At 74.5% G+C, this 17,078-nt stretch carries 15 protein-coding genes, 1 tRNA gene and 1 pseudogene; 14 read left to right on the forward strand and 3 right to left on the reverse strand.

The window, feature by feature from the left end:
* Positions 1–26 precede the first annotated feature (26 nt).
* The 10 genes from ACZ7BZ_RS16440 to ACZ7BZ_RS16485 all read left to right on the forward strand — a co-directional run bounded on the left by ACZ7BZ_RS16440 (position 27) and on the right by ACZ7BZ_RS16485 (position 9,631).
* On the forward strand, positions 27–923 hold the full coding sequence (locus ACZ7BZ_RS16440) for a GGDEF domain-containing protein (protein ID WP_470358926.1): 897 nt from the start codon (positions 27–29) through the stop codon (positions 921–923).
* Between the two features lie 51 nt (positions 924–974).
* Positions 975–1,895, forward strand: a complete 921-nt coding sequence (gene galU / locus ACZ7BZ_RS16445) for a UTP--glucose-1-phosphate uridylyltransferase GalU (protein WP_380457165.1) — start codon at positions 975–977, stop codon at positions 1,893–1,895.
* A gap of 79 nt (positions 1,896–1,974) precedes the next feature.
* Positions 1,975–3,336 (forward strand): molybdotransferase-like divisome protein Glp, encoded by a 1,362-nt coding sequence (glp, locus tag ACZ7BZ_RS16450; protein WP_470358927.1) that lies wholly within the window; start codon positions 1,975–1,977, stop codon positions 3,334–3,336.
* Between the two features lie 175 nt (positions 3,337–3,511).
* Positions 3,512–3,952, forward strand: a complete 441-nt coding sequence (gene moaC / locus ACZ7BZ_RS16455) for a cyclic pyranopterin monophosphate synthase MoaC (protein WP_470358979.1) — start codon at positions 3,512–3,514, stop codon at positions 3,950–3,952.
* Entirely contained in the window at positions 3,949–4,482 is a 534-nt protein-coding gene (locus ACZ7BZ_RS16460) for a MogA/MoaB family molybdenum cofactor biosynthesis protein (RefSeq protein WP_470358928.1), read from the forward strand. Before moaC ends, ACZ7BZ_RS16460 begins: the two co-directional genes overlap by 4 nt.
* Positions 4,483–4,520: 38 nt before the next feature.
* Positions 4,521–5,105 carry a GNAT family N-acetyltransferase gene (locus tag ACZ7BZ_RS16465; RefSeq protein ID WP_380457173.1) on the forward strand — a complete coding sequence of 195 codons (585 nt, stop codon included), beginning with the start codon at positions 4,521–4,523 and terminating at the stop codon, positions 5,103–5,105.
* 150 nt (positions 5,106–5,255) lie between these two features.
* Positions 5,256–6,257, forward strand: a complete 1,002-nt coding sequence (gene sepX / locus ACZ7BZ_RS16470; protein WP_470358929.1) for a divisome protein SepX/GlpR — start codon at positions 5,256–5,258, stop codon at positions 6,255–6,257.
* Between the two features lie 72 nt (positions 6,258–6,329).
* Positions 6,330–6,403: transfer RNA gene (locus ACZ7BZ_RS16475), tRNA-Ala, on the forward strand.
* Positions 6,404–6,647: 244 nt separating this feature from the next.
* A complete protein-coding gene (locus tag ACZ7BZ_RS16480) occupies positions 6,648–7,982 on the forward strand; it encodes a glycosyltransferase 87 family protein (RefSeq protein WP_470358930.1) in 1,335 nt (444 codons plus the stop codon).
* A gap of 26 nt (positions 7,983–8,008) precedes the next feature.
* Positions 8,009–9,631 carry a DUF2079 domain-containing protein gene (locus ACZ7BZ_RS16485; RefSeq protein ID WP_470358931.1) on the forward strand — a complete coding sequence of 541 codons (1,623 nt, stop codon included), beginning with the start codon at positions 8,009–8,011 and terminating at the stop codon, positions 9,629–9,631.
* On the opposite strand, the gene ACZ7BZ_RS16490 is transcribed toward ACZ7BZ_RS16485, so the two are convergent.
* From ACZ7BZ_RS16490 to ACZ7BZ_RS16500, 3 genes are all read right to left on the reverse strand, one after another.
* Positions 9,621–9,959 (reverse strand): universal stress protein, encoded by a 339-nt coding sequence (locus tag ACZ7BZ_RS16490; protein WP_470358932.1) that lies wholly within the window; start codon positions 9,957–9,959, stop codon positions 9,621–9,623. The genes ACZ7BZ_RS16485 and ACZ7BZ_RS16490 overlap by 11 nt on opposite strands.
* 148 nt (positions 9,960–10,107) lie before the next feature.
* Positions 10,108–10,974 carry a peptidase gene (locus ACZ7BZ_RS16495; RefSeq protein WP_470358933.1) on the reverse strand — a complete coding sequence of 289 codons (867 nt, stop codon included), beginning with the start codon at positions 10,972–10,974 and terminating at the stop codon, positions 10,108–10,110.
* A 2-nt stretch (positions 10,975–10,976) separates the two neighbouring features.
* Positions 10,977–12,299 carry a VWA domain-containing protein gene (locus ACZ7BZ_RS16500; RefSeq protein ID WP_470358934.1) on the reverse strand — a complete coding sequence of 441 codons (1,323 nt, stop codon included), beginning with the start codon at positions 12,297–12,299 and terminating at the stop codon, positions 10,977–10,979.
* Between the two features lie 174 nt (positions 12,300–12,473).
* On the opposite strand from ACZ7BZ_RS16500, the gene ACZ7BZ_RS16505 reads away from it, so the two are divergent.
* From ACZ7BZ_RS16505 to ACZ7BZ_RS16520, 4 genes and pseudogenes are all read left to right on the forward strand, one after another.
* Positions 12,474–13,319 (forward strand): ATP-binding cassette domain-containing protein, encoded by an 846-nt coding sequence (locus ACZ7BZ_RS16505; RefSeq protein WP_470358980.1) that lies wholly within the window; start codon positions 12,474–12,476, stop codon positions 13,317–13,319.
* The gene (locus ACZ7BZ_RS16510; protein ID WP_470358935.1) at positions 13,316–13,999 is read left to right on the forward strand and encodes an ABC transporter; all 684 of its coding nucleotides are present in this window, start codon (positions 13,316–13,318) and stop codon (positions 13,997–13,999) included. The genes ACZ7BZ_RS16505 and ACZ7BZ_RS16510 overlap by 4 nt, the downstream gene beginning before the upstream one ends.
* 151 nt (positions 14,000–14,150) lie before the next feature.
* Positions 14,151–15,491, forward strand: a pseudogene (locus ACZ7BZ_RS16515) (FtsW/RodA/SpoVE family cell cycle protein); the annotation flags it as partial.
* Positions 15,492–15,498: 7 nt separating this feature from the next.
* Positions 15,499–17,049 (forward strand): penicillin-binding transpeptidase domain-containing protein, encoded by a 1,551-nt coding sequence (locus ACZ7BZ_RS16520; RefSeq protein WP_470358936.1) that lies wholly within the window; start codon positions 15,499–15,501, stop codon positions 17,047–17,049.
* The last annotated feature ends 29 nt before the right edge of the window (positions 17,050–17,078 follow it).

Genomic DNA, 17,078 nt, shown 5'->3' on the forward strand with positions numbered 1-17,078 from the left:
AGCCTGACACGCGAAAGGGCCCCCGATTGTCCACCCCGTTGCTGGTCCAGGCCCTGGCCGCGCTGAGCGCCCCCGCGCTGGCCGGGGCCACCGTGCTCGGACTGCGCGGTCGCCGGGAGCGGGCCGAGGCGGCCGAGGAGCGGGAGCGGCTCACCGGGCGGATCGGCGAGCTGGAGGAGCGCTGCGCAGAACTGGAGCGCACCGCCTCCTGCGACCCGCTCACCGGGGTCTGGAACTACCGCCACCTGCAGCTCACCTTGGACCGGGAGATCGAACGGGCCCGCCGCGCCGAGCACACCGACCAGGCCGACGGCCCGCGCCCGCTGGCTGTCCTGCTGCTGGAGATCGCCGGCTTCGACGCCGTCACCGCCGAGCTCGGCCGCGCCCGCGGCAACGCGGTGCTGCGCGACCTCGCCCAGCGGCTCGCGATGGAGATCCGGCGCGCGGACACCCTGGGCCGCTACGGCGGCGAGGAGTTCCTGGTGGTGCTGCCGGACACCGGGGCCGACGGCGCCGTACAGGTCGCCGAGCGGCTGGTCTGGTCGGTCCGCCGGCACCTGCTGCTCGACTGGTCCTCCGGCACCCGGGCGCCCCGCCCGGCCCGGGGCAACGGCCTGACCGCCGCCGTCGGCATCGCCGTGCTGCCCGAGGACGGCACCCACGCCGCCGTCCTGCTGCGCTCCGCCGACGCGGCGCTGGCCGCGGCGCGGGCGTCCGGCGGCGACTGCTGGCGGATCGCGCCCCGGCCCGGCCGGCCCCGTGAACAGCCCGCTTCCGCTCCGCAGCCCGCCCCGGCTGCCGAACGTGACCGTTCGGAAAAGCCGGGTAGTGTGTCGGCCTGTACCGGAGGGGGCCCCTCGGCCCAGCCGGTCGCTTCCCATCCGCCCGCCACCGTGGCCGTGCCCCGCGACGTGCTGTCCTAGCCGTCCGAACGCGCTCGGCCGGGCGAAAACGTGCCTGAGTAAGGTAAACGCATGACGACGACCACTCCCCGAATTCCGGTGACCAAGGCCGTGGTGCCCGCGGCCGGACTGGGCACCCGCTTCCTTCCGGCGACCAAGGCGACGCCGAAGGAGATGCTGCCCGTCGTGGACAAGCCGGCCATCCAGTACGTCGTCGAGGAGGCCTCGTCCGCGGGCCTGTCCGACATACTGATGGTCACCGGCCGTAACAAGCGCGCGCTGGAGGACCACTTCGACCGCGCCTACGAGCTGGAGGAGCTGCTCGTCCGCAAGGGCGACGAGGACCGGCTGCGCCGGGTCCGCGAGTCCGTCGAGCTGGCCAACATGCACTACGTCCGCCAGGGCGACCCCAAGGGCCTCGGCCACGCCGTCTCCGTCGCGGAGCAGCACGTCGCCGGCCAGCCCTTCGCCGTCCTGCTCGGCGACGACCTGATCGACCCCCGCGACCCGCTGCTCGCCCGCATGATCGAGGTGCAGCAGGAGCTCGGCGGCTCGGTCGTCGCCCTCATGGAGGTCGACCCCTCCCAGATCCACCTCTACGGCTGCGCCGCCGTCAAGGCCAACGGCTTCGGCGAGGACGTCTTCCAGGTGACCGACCTGGTCGAGAAGCCCGAGCCGGGCGAGGCCCCCTCCAACTACGCCGTCATCGGCCGCTACGTCCTCGACCCGCTGGTCTTCGACGTGCTGCGCGAGACCCCGCCCGGCCGCGGCGGCGAGATCCAGCTCACCGACGCCCTGCGCGAGCTGACCAACCGCGAGGCCGAGGCCGGCGGCCAGGTGCACGGCGTGCTCTTCAAGGGCCGCCGCTACGACACCGGCGACCGCGCCGACTACCTGCGCGCCATCGTCCGACTGGCCTCCGAGCGCGAGGACCTGGGCCCGGAGTTCCGCTCCTGGCTGCGGGAGTTCGTCGCCTCCGAGCTGCAGGACTGACGAGTGCCTGTCCCATGGATCCTCGCCTGATCCGACAAAATCCATGGGACAGGCCCACGACACAGAGAGCGAGCCGCCGATGACCGGGTCCACGGAGCACAGCACCACCCCCGCAGCCTGCTGCGACGGGTCCGCGGACCGGGCACCGGCGGCTCCTCGCTTCTGGACGGTGGACGAGCACCGGGCCGACGTGCTGGCCGCCGTCGGCCCGCTGCCCGCCATCGAGCTCCAGCTGCTCGACGCCCAGGGCTGCCGGCTGGAGGAGGACGTGGTCGCCGACGGCGACCTGCCGCCCTTCGACAACAGCTCGATGGACGGCTACGCCGTCCGCACCGCCGACACCCGGGGAGCCACCGAGACCTACCCCTCGGTGCTCACCGTGGTCGGCGACATCGCCGCCGGCGCGGGCGAACTGCCGAAGGTCGGCCCCGGCCAGGCCGCCCGGATCATGACCGGCGCCCCGCTTCCGCCCGGTGCCCAGGCCGTCGCCCCGGTCGAGTGGACCGACGGCGGCACCGGCACCGGGGTCGCCGCCGCCGCGATGACCGCGCCGGTGGCGGACGAGGAGGTCCGGGTGCTGCGCCCGGTCGCCGAGGGCGCGCACATCCGCCGGGCCGGCAGCGACGTCGCGGCCGGCACCCTGGTCCTGGCTGCCGGCACCCGGCTCGGCCCCGCCCAGCTCGGCCTGCTGGCCGCGATCGGCCGGGCCACCGTGAAGGTCCGCCCGCGTCCGCGGGTGGTGGTGCTCTCCACCGGCAGCGAGCTGGTCCAGCCCGGCGAGCCGATCGGGCCCGGCCAGATCGCCGACTCCAACAGCTTCACCCTCACCGCGGCCGCCCAGGAGGCCGGCGCCATCGCCTACCGGGTCGGCGCCGTCCCCGACGACGCCGACCGGCTGCGCGCCGTCCTGGAGGAGCAGCTCGGCCGGGCCGACCTGATCGTCACCAGCGGCGGGGTCAGCGTCGGCGCGTACGACGTGGTCAAGGAGGTCTTCGAGTCCTACGGGGGCGTGGCCCGCGGCGGAGCCGCCAGTGTCGAGTTCCGCAAGCTGCGGATGCAGCCCGGCAAGCCGCAGGGCTTCGGCCGGATCGGCGCCGGCGCCGGGGTGCCGCTGCTCGCCCTGCCGGGCAATCCGGTGAGCGCCTACATCTCCTTCGAACTCTTCGTCCGCCCGGTGATCCGCACCATGCTGGGCGCGGCCGACGTCCACCGCCCGGTGGTGCGCGCGCTCTGCCCGTCCGCGCTGCGCTCCCCGGCCGGGCGACGGCAGTTCCTGCGCGGCCGCCACTCCGCCGCGGACGGCACGGTCGAGCCGGTGGGCGGCGCCGACTCCCACCTGGTCGGCGCGCTGGCCCGGGCGAACTGTCTGATCACCGTCCCCGAGGAGGTCACCGAGCTGCCGGCCGGCAGCGAGGTCGACGTGGTCCTGCTGGACGCCTGAGCAATCGGCGCACCGCCGGCCGTCGGCGGCGGGTCAAGAGCGCCCGGGGCGAGCGGGCGGGTGACCGAGCGGTACGGTAGCGCGGTATTCGACCTGCGCGCCCCTGGAGTTACCCGTGACGACACCGAACCCCGGCGACCGCCTCACCCACGTCGACGAGCAGGGCGCGGCCCGGATGGTCGACGTCTCCGAGAAGGCCACCACCGCGCGCACCGCCGTCGCGGCCGGGCGGGTCAAGGTCTCCCCGAAGGTCGTGGAACTGCTGCGCGGCGAGGGCGTGCCCAAGGGCGACGCCCTCGCCGTGGCCCGGATCGCCGGGATCATGGGCGCCAAGCGGACCCCGGACCTGATCCCGCTCTGCCACCCGATCGCCGTCTCCGGCGTCAAGGTCGACCTCGCCGTCGTGGACGACGCGGTCGAGATCACCGCCACCGTGAAGACCGCCGACCGCACGGGCGTCGAGATGGAGGCGCTGACCTCGGTGACGGTCGCCGCGCTGACCGTGATCGACATGGTCAAGGCGGTCGACAAGGGCGCGAGCATCGAGTCCGTCCGGGTGCTCAGCAAGACCGGCGGCAAGAGCGGCGACTGGTTCGCGCCGGAGGCCGGCGCATGACGGCGCAGCGCATGACGGCGCTCGCCGTCACCGTCTCCAACCGGGCCTCGGCCGGGGTGTACGAGGACAAGGGCGGCCCGCTGCTGGTGGCGGGCCTGACCGCGATGGGCTTCACCGCCGACGGCCCCCGGGTCGTCCCGGACGGCGAGCCGGTCGAGACCGTCCTGCGCGAGGCCGTCGCCGCCGGGTACGACGTGGTGCTGACCACCGGCGGCACCGGCATCTCGCCGATGGACCTCACCCCCGAGATGACCGCCCGGGTGATCGACCGGCAGATCCCCGGCATCCCCGAGGCCATTCGCGCCCAGGGCCGCGACAAGGTGCCGACCGCGGCGCTCTCCCGCGGGCTCGCCGGGCTCGCCGGACGTACCCTGATCGTCAACCTGCCGGGCTCGACCGGCGGCGTCAAGGACGGCCTGGCCGTGCTGGAGCCGCTGCTCGCCCACGCCGTCGACCAGCTCGGCGGCGGGGACCACCCCCGGCCCGACGCACCAGGCTCCGGGGCCCCAGCACCTAGGAGAGCGCACTGAACGCCGGCTGGCCGGTAGAGCTCCACGAGGGGGAGGTCGTGCTGCGCCCGATCCGGGCGCGCGACCAGCGCGACTGGCAGGAGGTGAGCCGGCGCAACCGGGACTGGCTGCGCCGCTGGGAGGCCACCGTGCCGCCCGGCCCGCCGGGCCAGGCGGCCGGGCCCCGGCCGACCTACCGGCAGATGGTCCGGTTCCTGCGCGGGGAGGCCTCGGCCGGTCGGATGCTGCCCTTCGTGGTGCTCTACAAGGGCCAGCTGGTCGGCCAGTTGACCGTCGGCGGGATCACCTGGGGCTCGATGTGCTCGGCCAACGTCGGCTACTGGATCGACGAGGCGGTGGCCGGCCGGGGCATCATGCCGACGGCCGTGGCGCTCGCGGTGGACTACTGCTTCCACACCCTCGGACTGCACCGGATCGAGGTCTGCATCCGCCCGGAGAACGGGCCGAGCCGACGGGTGGTGGAAAAGCTCGACTTCCGCTCGGAGGGAATCCGCCCGCGCTATCTCCACATCGACGGGGACTGGCGGGACCACTTGGTCTACGTCCTGACCGCCGAGGAGGTCCCGGAGGGGATGCTGGAGCGCTGGCGGGCGATCAGTTCCGGTCGCGAGCCGCGTAATTGAATATATGTTCGAAAAGAATATCGATATGGCATCGACGCGGTGGCGGACCGTCACAAACGCCGGCAAAATAGTCGGAGAATCAGCTTGATCACACGACACGCCGCGCCAAATTGCTGCCAGGCCTTCCCCGGCGCCCGTACGGTGTGAATCGTGAGCAGTAGCGGCCTTATCTACGCCGTCATCGTAGGGGCCTGGGCCGCCTATCTGGTGCCGATGTGGCTCCGCAGGCAGGACGAACTCAACGAGGCGCGCCCGACGGAACGCTTCAGCACCGCAATCCGCCTGCTGGCCGGGCGTTCGGCGCTGGAGCGACGGGCAGCCCGGGCCCTGGGCGACGAACCGCGTGACGACGAGCACAGCAACGACGGCCCTCCCGAACGGGACGGGGCCGCCCCCGGCGATCCCGTGGCGCGGGAGCCCGAACCCCCGGCGGAGCGCCCGGCCGAACGGCCGGCCCCGGTGCGGCAGGGCAACGGGGAGCGCCGGGCGCGGCTGCTGGCCCGCCGGCGCCGGATGGTCACCGTCCTCTTCCTGGCGTTCGCGCTCGGCGCGGTGGTCGCCGCGGTGGCCGGCCTCGCCTTCCTCTGGGTCCCGGCCGTCCCGGCACTCCTCCTCACCTTCTACATCGGCCACCTGCGCAAGCTGGAGCGCGAGCGGTACGAGGTGAAGCTGGACCGTGGCCGGGCTGCCCAGGCGGCCGAGCGGCTGCGCCAGCGCGAGCGGCAGCGGGCCGAGGCCCCGGTGGACGACCGGCCGACGGTCGAGGCCCCCGCCCCGGTGGAGCCGGCCCCGTCCGCGGCCGCCGGGCACCGGCCCGGCCGGGCGCACCTGCGGCTGGCCGCCGATCCCGAGCAGGTCACCGTCGCGGTGCCGTCCGCCTCCGCGGTGGCCGAGGCGACCGAGCACGAGGAGTGGGTCGACGGCATGCGCGAGCGCGGTGCGGCCGGCCCTGACTCCTGGGAGCCGGTGCCCGTTCCGCTGCCGACCTACGTCACCGCGCCGGTCGCGCCCCGGGTGTCCCGCGGCCTCGACCTGTCGGCCCCCGGCACCTGGACCGCCGGTCGCCCCACCGAGTCCCGCAGCACCCCGCTGTTCGACCAGTACGCCGAAGCCCCGGCTCCGGAGTCCCGCCCCCGCGCCGCCAACGAATGAGGTGGGTGACCACCCCCGACCAGGGGGGTGGTCACGGACCCCCTCCGGAAGGTGCTAGAGTTTCTTCTCGTTGGGGCTGTGGCGCAGTCCGGTAGCGCACCTCGTTCGCATCGAGGGGGTCAGGGGTTCGAATCCCCTCAGCTCCACCCAACGGACCGGTTCCGATCGGTCCACCAAGTCCCGCCGGGAGTCAACTCCCGGCGGGACTTCGCGTTTTGCGGCTCGCGAGGCCGGGCGGCGGTGCCCGTGACCGAGGTCACACCGCTCTCACCAGGGCGGAATCTGACGTGCTTTGGGACTCGGGGGAGTCTCGGAGGGGTCGGTTATGGTGGGTGGGCCCAGACGCTGACGAGGGAACGATCTGGTCTATCTCGACGGGGTGCCATCGCGGTGCGCGAGTTCGGTCTGAAACGTTGGACGCGGCAAGCGGACCCGGAGGGGCCCGACGGCCGCCCGGCGAACGGAAGACCGAACTCCTGGACCATCGCGGCGGCCTGTGTCGCGGTGCTGTCGGTGGCGGCCTTCGTCGTCCAGCGGCACCTGCACGGCGCCACCATGGTCGACATGCTCGTCTACCGGGCCGAGGGCCAGGCCGTCGTCAACGGCGACGACCTGTACGCGATGCGGCTGCCCGGCTGGGACCTGCCGGCCACCTACCCGCCGTTCGCCGCGATGCTGTTCGTACCGAGCACCTGGTTCGACGTGAGCACCCTGCGCGTCCTGGTGATGCTCGGCAACTACGCGCTGCTCGGCCTTGCGGTGTTCCTGTCGCTCAAGCTGGCCGGCTGGCCCGCCCGGCGGCACCGGGCGGCGCTCACCGTGCTCGGGACCGGCCTCGCGGTCTGGCTGGAGCCGGTCTACACCACCTTCCAGTACGGCCAGGTCAACCTCGGCATCCTCTGCCTGGTGCTGTGGGACCTCACCCGCCCCGACCGCAGCCGGGCCAAGGGCGTGGGCATCGGCCTGGCCACCGCGATCAAGATCACCCCGGGGCTGTTCGCCGTCTACCTGTTCCTGACCGGCCGGATCCGGGCCGCCCTGGTCTCCATGGGCACCTTCCTGGCGGCCGGGCTGATCGGGTGGATCCTGCTGCCGGACGGCTCGTACGGGTTCTGGACCCAGTACCTGTGGGACCCGAGCCGGGTCGGCGTCACCGTGCTGGTGGACAACCAGTCGCTGCGCGGGGCCGTCTGCCGACTGCTCGACGTCAACGACCCCGGGCTGGTCGGGCTGATCGCCTCCGCGCTGGTCGCCACGCTCGGGCTCGGGGTGGCCGTGCTCGCCGGGCGCTCCGTCCGGGTGCTGCGCCGGGCCGACGCCTGGGGCGGGGTCTGCGCCGCGTTCACCGCGCTGCTGGTCTCGCCGATCAGCTGGACCCACCACTGGGTCTGGTGCATCCCGCTGATCGCCCTGCTGGCCGCCGAGGCCCGCAGCACCGGCCGCCGGGTGCTGCTCGGGGTGACGCTGCTGGTGTTCCTCTCCCACGTGATGTGGCTGGTGCCGCACCGCTGGGGCCGCGGGGTCACCTGGAACTGGCAGCTGCCCGGCTCGATCTACCCGCCGCTGGCCATCGCCGTCCTGCTCGTCATCGGGGTGCGGCTCTACCGGGCCCGGCGGCAGGCGGTCGACGCCTCGGCCGGCGCCTGGGCGCTGCTCGGCGCCAAGCTCGACCACGAGCCCGGCCACGAGCCCGAACGTGACCCCGCCCTGACCAATCGGTCCTGACGGACCAGAGACGGACCAGAGCCGACGTGACCACCCAGACCGCGATCCCGCCGACGCCCCGGGCCGCCGTACCCGCCGCCGCCCGCAGGGCCGCGACCGTCCTGGGCACGCCCGCCCGGCGCACCCTGCTGCTCAGCCTGCTGTGCTTCGCGGTGATGTGCGCCATCGGCATGCAGGGCTGGGCCTCCGTCTCGCTCGGCGGCTTCGACCTCGGCATCTTCGACCAGGGCATACGCGGCTACGCCCACTTCGGGCTGCCGGTCTCCACGCTGAAGTCCTACCACCACGAGTTCCCGCCCGGGTTCTCGCTGCTCGGTGACCACTTCTCCCCGGTGCTGGCGCTGCTCGCGCCGCTGTACTGGATCTGGGACGACCCGCGCTCGCTGATCATCGGACAGGCGCTGCTGTTCGCGCTCGGGGTGCCGCTGATCCGGCGGATCGCCGCGCACTCCTTCGCCGCCGCCGAGCCGCGCACCGCCCGCCGGGCCGCCGACCTGGCCGGGCTGACCTACGCGCTCGGCTGGCCGCTGCTGGTCGCCTCCCGGGTCGGCTTCCACGAGGTGGCCTTCGCCGTCCCGCTGGCCCTGCTGATGCTGGAGCGCGGGCTGGCCCGCCGCTACGGCACGGTGCTGCTCGCCGCGGTGCTGCTGTGCTGCACCAAGGAGGACCTGGGCCTGCTGGTCGGCGCGTACGGGCTGGTGCTGCTGCTGCGCACCCGGCGCACCGCGGACCGCGCCGGGCGCTTCACCGGGATCGGCCTGCTGCTGGGCGGGCCGGTCGCCGCCGCGGTGGCGATCAAGTGGCTGATCCCGGCGATGGGCGGGGAGCCGGGCTACTACTGGAACTACGACACCCTCGGCAAGGACGGCGGCCAGGCGGTCACCAACCTGCTGCACGACCCGTTCCTGCTGGTGCAGACCGCCTTCGACCAGCCGTTGAAGCCGCTGCTGCTGCTCTGGCTGTTCGGCACCCTGTTCCTGCTGCCGCTGCGCTCCGCCACCGTGCTGTGCATGCTGCCGCTGCTGGCCGAGCGGATCCTCTCCAGCAACCCCAACCACTGGTCGATCGCCCGGCACTACGACTCGATGCTCTGGCCCGTCCTGCTCACCGCCACCCTCGAGGTGCTGGGGCGGCTGAGCAGCGCCGAGCGGCCCGAGCACACCCGGCGGCGGGCCCGGCTGCTGGGCCTGGGCGCGGTCGGGGTGGCGCTGGTGGCGGCGGTGCCGATCGGGCTGCTGCAGCTGGCGGTGCCGTCCTCCTGGGAGCCCAGGGCGAGCGAGGCCGCGCTGGTCCGGGCGGCCGCGCTGATCCCGGACGGCGCCTCGGTGGAGGCCGACAACCAGATCGCGCCGCGACTGACCGCCCGGACCGACGTGGTGCTGGTGGACGGCACGCCGCGGGGCCGCGACTACGTGCTGACCCGCTCCGACAAGCGGTCCTTCCCGTTCAAGACGGACAAGGAGCAGGCCGAGCGGATCCAGCTGCTGCTGGCGCACGGCTACCGGCAGATCTGGGCCCAGGACGGGGTGGTGCTGCTGCACCGGGAGGGCGACCAGCCGGTGCCCGGCGAGCACGTGCCGGGGCCGGGCAGCAAGCCGGTCCAGGACGAGGTGCCGTCCGACGTGGGGCACAACCTGTTCAAGGGCTGAGCCCGGCCGCGCGCACGATGACCACCGGGCAGGGCGCGTGGCACGGGCAGTACTGGGCGACGGTGCCCGGCGGGGCGTCCGGCGGGGTGCCGTGGTCGCGGTTGCCGAGGACCAGCAGGGCGGCGCCGGTGGCGGTGGTGACCAGGGCGGGGCCCGGTGGCCCGGCCGTGAGGCGGCGGCACAGGGGGCGGGCGCAGTAGGCCGCCGTCTCGGCGAGGATCTCGGCGGCGCGGCGCTCCGGCTCGAAGCCGTCCAGGGCGGGCGGGACGAGACCGCTCGCCGAACAGGCAGCGGAAGTCCCAGACGGCCACCGCCTCCAGCAGGCCACCGGTGAGGCCGGCCAGCCGGGCCGCCCACCGGGCGGCGGCGGAGCCGTCCACGCCGACCACGATCCGGCCGAGCGGCTGCATGCTTCGAGCGTGGACATGCCGGAGGGCCGGCCGGAAGGTGTCCGGCCGGCCCTCGGGCGGGCGGGGTTACGGGCGCTCGGCGTAGTGGTCGTGCTGGTGCGAGCCCTGGGGCGGGACGGCGCCGTGGTGGCCGGGGCGTCGCCCGCGCGGGTGGCGGGTCAGGTGGTAGCCGAGTACGCCGGCCAGGGCGGCCAGGAAGCCGCCGCCGACGGTCCAGTACCAGCGGCTGTTCCAGCCGGAGAACCAGCCGGTGTACCAGTGCTCCTTCTCCGCGACCGGGGCCGCGGCCTTGGCCGTACTGGCGCCGCCGCCGACCGGCGGGACCAGCGGGGCCTTGAGCTCGCCGCCCTCGGGCTGGGCGTTGTCGGCGTCGCCCTTGGCGGCGACGTGCAGCTGGGCGGTGGCGGCCAGGCCGAGGTCGGGCTGCGGGGCGTCGGTGACCGACAGCCGGACGTAGTAGGTGCCGGGCAGCGGGTCGCCGGACCACGGCTCGGCCCAGGTGCGGACCTCGCGCAGGGTGCAGTTCAGCGCCACGCTGGTGGCGCTCTGGTCGCCGGTGGCGTTCTGGACGCCGGCGGTGCAGGCCTGGCGGCGGCGCAGCCCGTCGAAGACCTCGACGCTCCAGGTCTGCGGGCCGTGCCGGTCGGCGGCCGGGGCCAGGTTGACGGTCAGGCTGACCGTCGGGGTCTGGCCCTCGGAGGCGCCGAACGCCCAGTACAGGTAGTCGCCGGTGGAGGCGGCGACGTCGGCGTCCTGGCCGGGTGAGAGGTTGACCGCGGTCAGGAAGGAGGTGCCGGCCTTGGTGACCGGGGCCGGAGTGCCGCTCGCGGTCGCCGTGGGGGACGGCGAGGCGGCGGAGGCGGCCGGGGTGCCCAGCGCGAGGGCGGGCAGCAGGGCGAGGGCGGCGAGGGCGCCGCGGATCGTCGTACGCATGATCAGTTCTCCCGCCAGACGGCGATCCGCCAGCGCGCGATCCAGCCGGAGACCAGGCCGAAGACCAGGCCGGCCAGGGTGAGGGTGAGCAGCAGGATCCAGCCGCGGCCGAGGCCCATCGCGGCGCCCTCGGGGGCGGGCGAGGCGGAGGCGAGGTCCACGGTCAGCTCCAGCGGCATGCCGGGGTCGGCCTGGACGCCGGCCTGGGGGGCCAGCGAGTTGCTGACGACCAGGCAGACAGCGGTGTCCGGCTTGTCCTTGGCCGAGGCGGTCGGGCTCGCGGTGACGTAGCCCTTGGAGTCGGCGGTGGACCAGCGCAGGCCGGTGGAGATGACGTCGGTGCGGTTGCTGCCGGCGTCGGTGCCGCGGACCAGTTCCTGGCCGGTGGCGCTGGTGGCCTGGAGCAGGACGCCGTAGTCCCGGGCCACCGCGCGGTCGAGGCCCACGCTGACCGAGGCGCGCAGCTCCTGGCCGGCCTTGACCGGGACCTTGTAGACGCGGTGCTCGGAGAACTTCTCCCGGTCGCTGTAGACGCCGGGGGTGAGCACCGGGGCGCTCTCGCACTTGTCGGTGCCGGCGGTCTTGACCGGGTTGACGGTGTAGGTGTCGTTGGAGCGGTCGACCAGCTGCTTCACCTTGTCGGTGAGCTGCTGCGGGGTGCGGACGTCGGTGTAGGTGCCGCCGGTCGCGTTGGCGATGCAGAGCAGCTGCTGGCGGGTCTTGTCGTCGTGGGCCAGGCCGAGGGTGTCGACCACCAGGTGGATGCCCTGGGCGGCGAGCTCGCGGGCCACGTCGCACGGGTCGGGCGGGGTGCAGGTGTCCTCGCCGTCGGTGATCAGCACGATCCGGCGGGTGGCGTCGCCCTTGCCGAGGTCCTGGGCCGCGCCGCGCAGGGCCAGGCCCATCGGGGTCCAGCCGGTGGGGCGCAGCGTGGCGACCGCGGTCTTGGCCTCCACCTTGTTGGTCTTGCCGACCGGGAAGAGCTGCTTGGTGTCCTGGCAGCCGACGTTCTTGTCGTTGCCGGGGTAGGTGGCGCCGAGGGTGCGGATGCCGAACTCGGTCTCCGCGGGCAGGGCGTCGATCACCTCGTTCAGCGACTGCTGGGCCACCGAGATGCGGCTCTTGCCCTGGATGTCGGCGATGTTCATGGAGCCGCTGACGTCCAGGATCAGATCGACCTTGGGGGCCTCCTTCGGTGCGGATGAGGCGCCGGCTGAGGGTTCGTCGGCTTGGGCGGGCAGGCCGAGGAGCAGCGAGGCGCCCGTTATCGCCAGGGCGGCCAGCAGGCTGCCGAGCCTGGTTTTCGGTCGTCGTCCGGTATTCACCCGGCCGATCCTAGGGATCATCAGTTCGTCAAGGCCAAACGGGACCGGGCTGTGCCCCCACCTGCCCCGGCGTGAACTCCGGCGCGTGGCCGGGGGATTGCGCGACGCGATGCTCACGGCGGCCTTACCCGCGGTGGATAGCCTTCGGGGGGACCGGATGGAGGCGGGGTGCGGATGGAGCTGGCCGGGGTCGGCAAGCGGTACGGGCGGGGCGGGCGGTGGATCCTGCGCGACGTCCGGCTGGCCGTCGGGCCGGGGGAGCTGGTGCGGATCGCCGGGGCGAACGGGAGCGGCAAGTCGACCTTGCTGCGGCTGGCGGCCGGGATCGAGCGGCCGAGCACCGGCCGGGTGGTGCGGCCCGGGGCCGCGGCGTACGTGCCGGAGCGCTTCCCGCCGGCGCTGCCCTTCGACGCCGCGTCGTACCTGCTGCGGGTGGGCCGGGTGCACGGGCTGTCGGCGGAGGCGGCGCGGCGGCGCTCCGGGGAGTGGCTGGACCGGTTCGGCATCGCGGACCGGGCGGGCACCCCGCTGAGCCGGTTGTCCAAGGGCACCTGCCAGAAGGTCGCGGTGGCGCAGGCGCTGATCGCCGAGGCCCGGGTGCTGCTGCTGGACGAGGCCTGGACCGGGCTCGACCCGCAGGCCCGGGCGGTGCTGGACGACGCGGCCGCGGAGCGGGCGGCGGCGGGCGGCACGGTGCTGTTCGTGGACCACGACCCGGCCCGGCTGGCCGGGCGGACCAGCGCGGCGTACCGGGTCGGCCCGGACGGCGGCCTGCAACCGGCCGAGGAGCCGGTGGCGGTGGACCGGGGCGGGCCGGTGATGGAGATCGAGCTGGACCTCCCGGACGGCGCCCCGCTGCCGGAGCGGCTGCCCGGCTGGCCGGAGCCGACCCCGCTGGACGGGACGGCGGTGCGGCTGGTGGTACCGGCCGCGCACTCGGACGCGCTGCTGCGCGCCCTGCTGGTGAGCCGTCCGGCGGTGCGGGTGCTGGCGGTGCGTCGTCGGGAGGTGGCGCGGTGAGGCAGGTCGGGGCGCTGACCCGGTACCACCTGGAGCTGCTGGTGCGTTCGCACGCCTGGCTGCCGCCGTTCCTGGCGTTCGCGCTGGTGCTGGTGATCGGGGTGACGCCGGGGGACCCGCTGCTGGGCGGGCTGGGCTTCGGCGCGGGGCTGCTGGTGCCGGTGAGCGCCTGGTTCGTGCGCAGCGCGCTGACCGCGGAGCCGCCGGCCTCGCGGGCCTGCCTGGTCGCGGTGGCGGGCCCGGCGCGGGTGCACCTGGGGGCGCTGCTGGCGGCGCTGACGGCGGCTCTGCTGCTGGCGGTGGGGGAGGTGGCGGCGCTGTGGTGGACCAGCGGGGCGGTGGCGAACCCGGGGGCGGGACAGGACCCGGGCGTCGACCGGGCGCTGCCGGCCGGGCTGGCGACCTCGGTGGTGTGCGCGCTGCTGGGGGTGCTGGCCGGGGCACTGGGCAACCGCCCGGTGCTGGTCCGCTCGCCGTACGGCATCCTGACGGCGCTCGGGCTGGCCGCGGCGGCGCTGGTGGTGCCGGTCTCGCCGGCCAACGCGGCGGTGCGCGGGCTGGTGGCGGCGGCCCGGACCGGGCGGCTCGCCGTGCCCTGGGGCGAACTGCTGCTCTCGGTCGTCCTGGCGGCCGCGGTCGGGGCCGGGGTGGCGGCGCTGGCCGGGCGGCGGCCGGAGTGAGGGCCCGGCGGGGGCGGAAGCGGCAATGGCGGACACACCGTGACGAACAGCCGATACACGGGGACAACGCTCGTTAGGGTGACGAACCGGGGTGCCGGTGCCCGGACCCGGTCGGCCCCTTCGACTCCCGCCTCCCCTCCCAGGACGGTCCGTGGCGACACCCTCCGCCGTGACGAGATCCGCCGCCCGGCCCGCCCGGCCGGTGCCCACCAGGCGCACCACCGAGCTGGTGCTGGTGCTGACCGCCGTCCTGGCCGCCGTGTTCGGCTACGTCGAGGTCGGCGTCGACCTGGACGGCGAGGCGCCCGCCGACGCCGCCCAGTACGGGGCCGCGCTCGGCGTGCTGGCCCTGGCGGCGCACGGCGTGATCCGGTGGCGGGCCCGGTACGCGGACCCGCTGCTGCTGCCGATCGCGGTGCTGCTCAACGGGATCGGGCTGGTGGTGATCTACCGCCTCGACCGGGCCACCCCCGGCCGGGAGGCCGCCTCCACCCAGTTGCTCTGGTCGGCCCTGGGGGTGGCGCTGTTCACCGCCGTGGTGCTGCTGGTGCGCGACCACCGGCGGCTGCGCCGCTACGCCCACGTCGGGGCGCTGCTGGCGCTGGTCCTGCTGGTGGTGCCGATCCTGTTCCCTCCGGTGTACGGCTCCCGGATCTGGATCGTCGTCGGGCCGCTGTCCTTCCAGCCGGGGGAGTTCGCCAAGATCCTGCTGGCCGTCTTCTTCGCGGCGTACCTGGCGGTGCACCGGGACGCGCTGGCGCTCACCGGCCGCCGGGTCTGGCGCTGGCAGCTGCCGCGCGGGCGGGTGCTCGGGCCGGTGCTGATGATCTGGGCGGCCTTCGTCGGGGTGCTGGTGCTGGAGACCGACCTCGGGACGGCCCTGCTGTACTTCGGCCTGTTCGTGGTGATGCTCTACGTGGCCACCGCGCGCACCGGCTGGATCGCGATCGGGCTGGGGCTGGCGGCGGTCGGCGCGGTGACGGTGGGCTGGCTCTCGCCGCACGTGCACAGCCGGGTGGTGGACTGGCTGGACCCGCTGGGCTCGATCACGGCCGGCCGGGGCGCCAACCAGATCGCCCAGTCGCTGTTCGCCTTCGCCTGGGGCGGTGAGCTGGGCACCGGGCTGGGCAACGGGCACTCGGTGCTGATCGGTTTCGCCGCCAAGTCGGACTTCATCCTCGCCACCATCGGCGAGGAGCTCGGCCTGACCGGGCTGACCGCGGTGTTCCTGCTGTACGCGGTGCTGGTCTCGCGCGGCTTCCGCACCGGCATCGCGCTGCGCGACCCGTTCGGGCGGCTGCTGGCGATCGGGCTGGCGGCGATCGTCGGGCTGCAGGTGTTCGTGGTGGCGGGCGGGGTGCTCGCGCTGATCCCGCTGACCGGGATGACCATGCCGTTCATCGCCCAGGGCGGCTCCTCGGTGGTCACCAACTGGATCATCGTGGCGTTGCTGGTGCGGATGAGCGACGACGCCCGGCGGCCCGTTCCCGAGGGGTGTGATGGCCCGGAACCGGCCCGGAGGAGTCCGGCCAGCGGGTCGGCCCGGAGGGGTCCGGCCCGACGGCAACGGCCCGCAGGGGCTGCCCGGGATCTCGGTCACCGGCCGGCGGGCGGCCACCTTCTGCCTGCTGCTGGTCGGGGCGCTGTGCGTGCAGGCCACCCGGGTGCAGGTGTTCGAGGCCGACGGACTGGACCGCAACCAGGCCAACCAGCGGCTCACCGTCGAGCGGTACGCCCAGCCGCGCGGCGACATCCTGGTCGGCGGCCAGGCGGTGACCGGCTCCCGCCCGACCGGCGGCCGGTACGCGTACAAGCGTGACTACACCGACGGCCCGACCTACGCCGCCGTCACCGGCTTCGCCTCCCAGGCGTACGGCAACAGCCAGTTGGAGGGCACCGAGGACGACCTGCTGACCGGCACCGACGGGCGGCTGAGCGGCTGGTCGGTCTGGGACGCGGTCTCCCGCCGGCGCAACCCCGGCGGGGACGTGTACACCACGATCGACCGGGCGGCCCAGCAGGCCGCGATGCGCGGGCTCGGCGACCAGAAGGGCGCGGTGGCCGCGATCGAGCCGGCCACCGGGCGGATCCTGGCGCTGGCCAGCACCCCCTCGTACGATCCGGGCTCCTTCGCCGGGTCCGCCGGCGCCGACCAGAGGGCCTGGAACCGGCTGCAGGACGACACCGACCAGCCGATGCTCAACCGGGCGCTGCGCCAGACCTACCCGCCGGGCTCGACCTTCAAGGTGGTCACCGCGGCCGCGGCGCTGTCGGCCGGGGTGGTCACCGACCCGGACGCGCCCACCTCCGCGCCCTTCCCGTACGTGCTGCCCGGGACGACCACGCCGCTGGTCAACGACAGCGCGGCCTGCGACCGGCCGGGGCTCTCGCTGGACACGGCGATGACCGTCAGCTGCAACAGCGTGCTGGGCTACCTGGGGGTGCGGATCGGGCTGTCCGGGCTGGTGGCGACGGCCGAGGGCTTCGGCTTCAACGACCCGAGGCTGGACGTGCCGGTGCGCCCGGCCCGCTCCAACGTGGACACCGCGATGGGCCCGTCCCAGTTGGCGCTCTCCTCGATCGGGCAGTTCGACACCGCGGCCACCCCGCTGGTGATGGCGATGGTCGCGGCCGGGATCGCCAACGACGGGACGGTGATGCGGCCGCAGCTGGTGGACCGGCTGACCAGGAGCGACGGCACCGAGGTGGAGCGGATGAAGCCGGCCGTGTACCGGCGGGCGCTGACCCCGGCGGTGGCCGGGCAGGTGCGGCGGCTGATGACCGACGTGGTGGAGAAGGGCACCGGCGGCAACGCCCGGATCGACGGGGCGGTGGTCGGCGGCAAGACCGGCACCGCCCAGCACGGGGTGGACAACAGCGGGACGCCGTACGCCTGGTTCATCGCCTGGGCCAAGCCGGCCGGTTCGGACGCGGTGCCGCCGGTGGCGGTGGCCGTGGTGGTCGCGGACAGTGACGCCACGGATGTGACCGGTGGCGCGCTGGCCGCTCCGATCGCCCGGTCGGTGTTGCGGGCGGTGCTCGGCCGATGAGGCCAATCGGACGGGCTGAGCTGGACGTT

It is taken from the genome of Kitasatospora sp. NPDC036934 (assembly GCF_055608425.1).

Coding starts and splice junctions, on each gene's coding strand:
- moaC (WP_470358979.1), top strand. CDS start 3,512: ATGGTCGACGTCTCCGAGAAGGCCACCACCGCGCGCACCGCCGTCGCG.
- glp (WP_470358927.1), top strand. CDS start 1,975: ATGACCGGGTCCACGGAGCACAGCACCACCCCCGCAGCCTGCTGCGAC.
- ACZ7BZ_RS16460 (WP_470358928.1), top strand. CDS start 3,949: ATGACGGCGCAGCGCATGACGGCGCTCGCCGTCACCGTCTCCAACCGG.
- ACZ7BZ_RS16505 (WP_470358980.1), top strand. CDS start 12,474: ATGGAGCTGGCCGGGGTCGGCAAGCGGTACGGGCGGGGCGGGCGGTGG.
- ACZ7BZ_RS16495 (WP_470358933.1), bottom strand. CDS start 10,974: ATGCGTACGACGATCCGCGGCGCCCTCGCCGCCCTCGCCCTGCTGCCC.
- ACZ7BZ_RS16520 (WP_470358936.1), top strand. CDS start 15,499: ATGGCCCGGAACCGGCCCGGAGGAGTCCGGCCAGCGGGTCGGCCCGGA.
- galU (WP_380457165.1), top strand. CDS start 975: ATGACGACGACCACTCCCCGAATTCCGGTGACCAAGGCCGTGGTGCCC.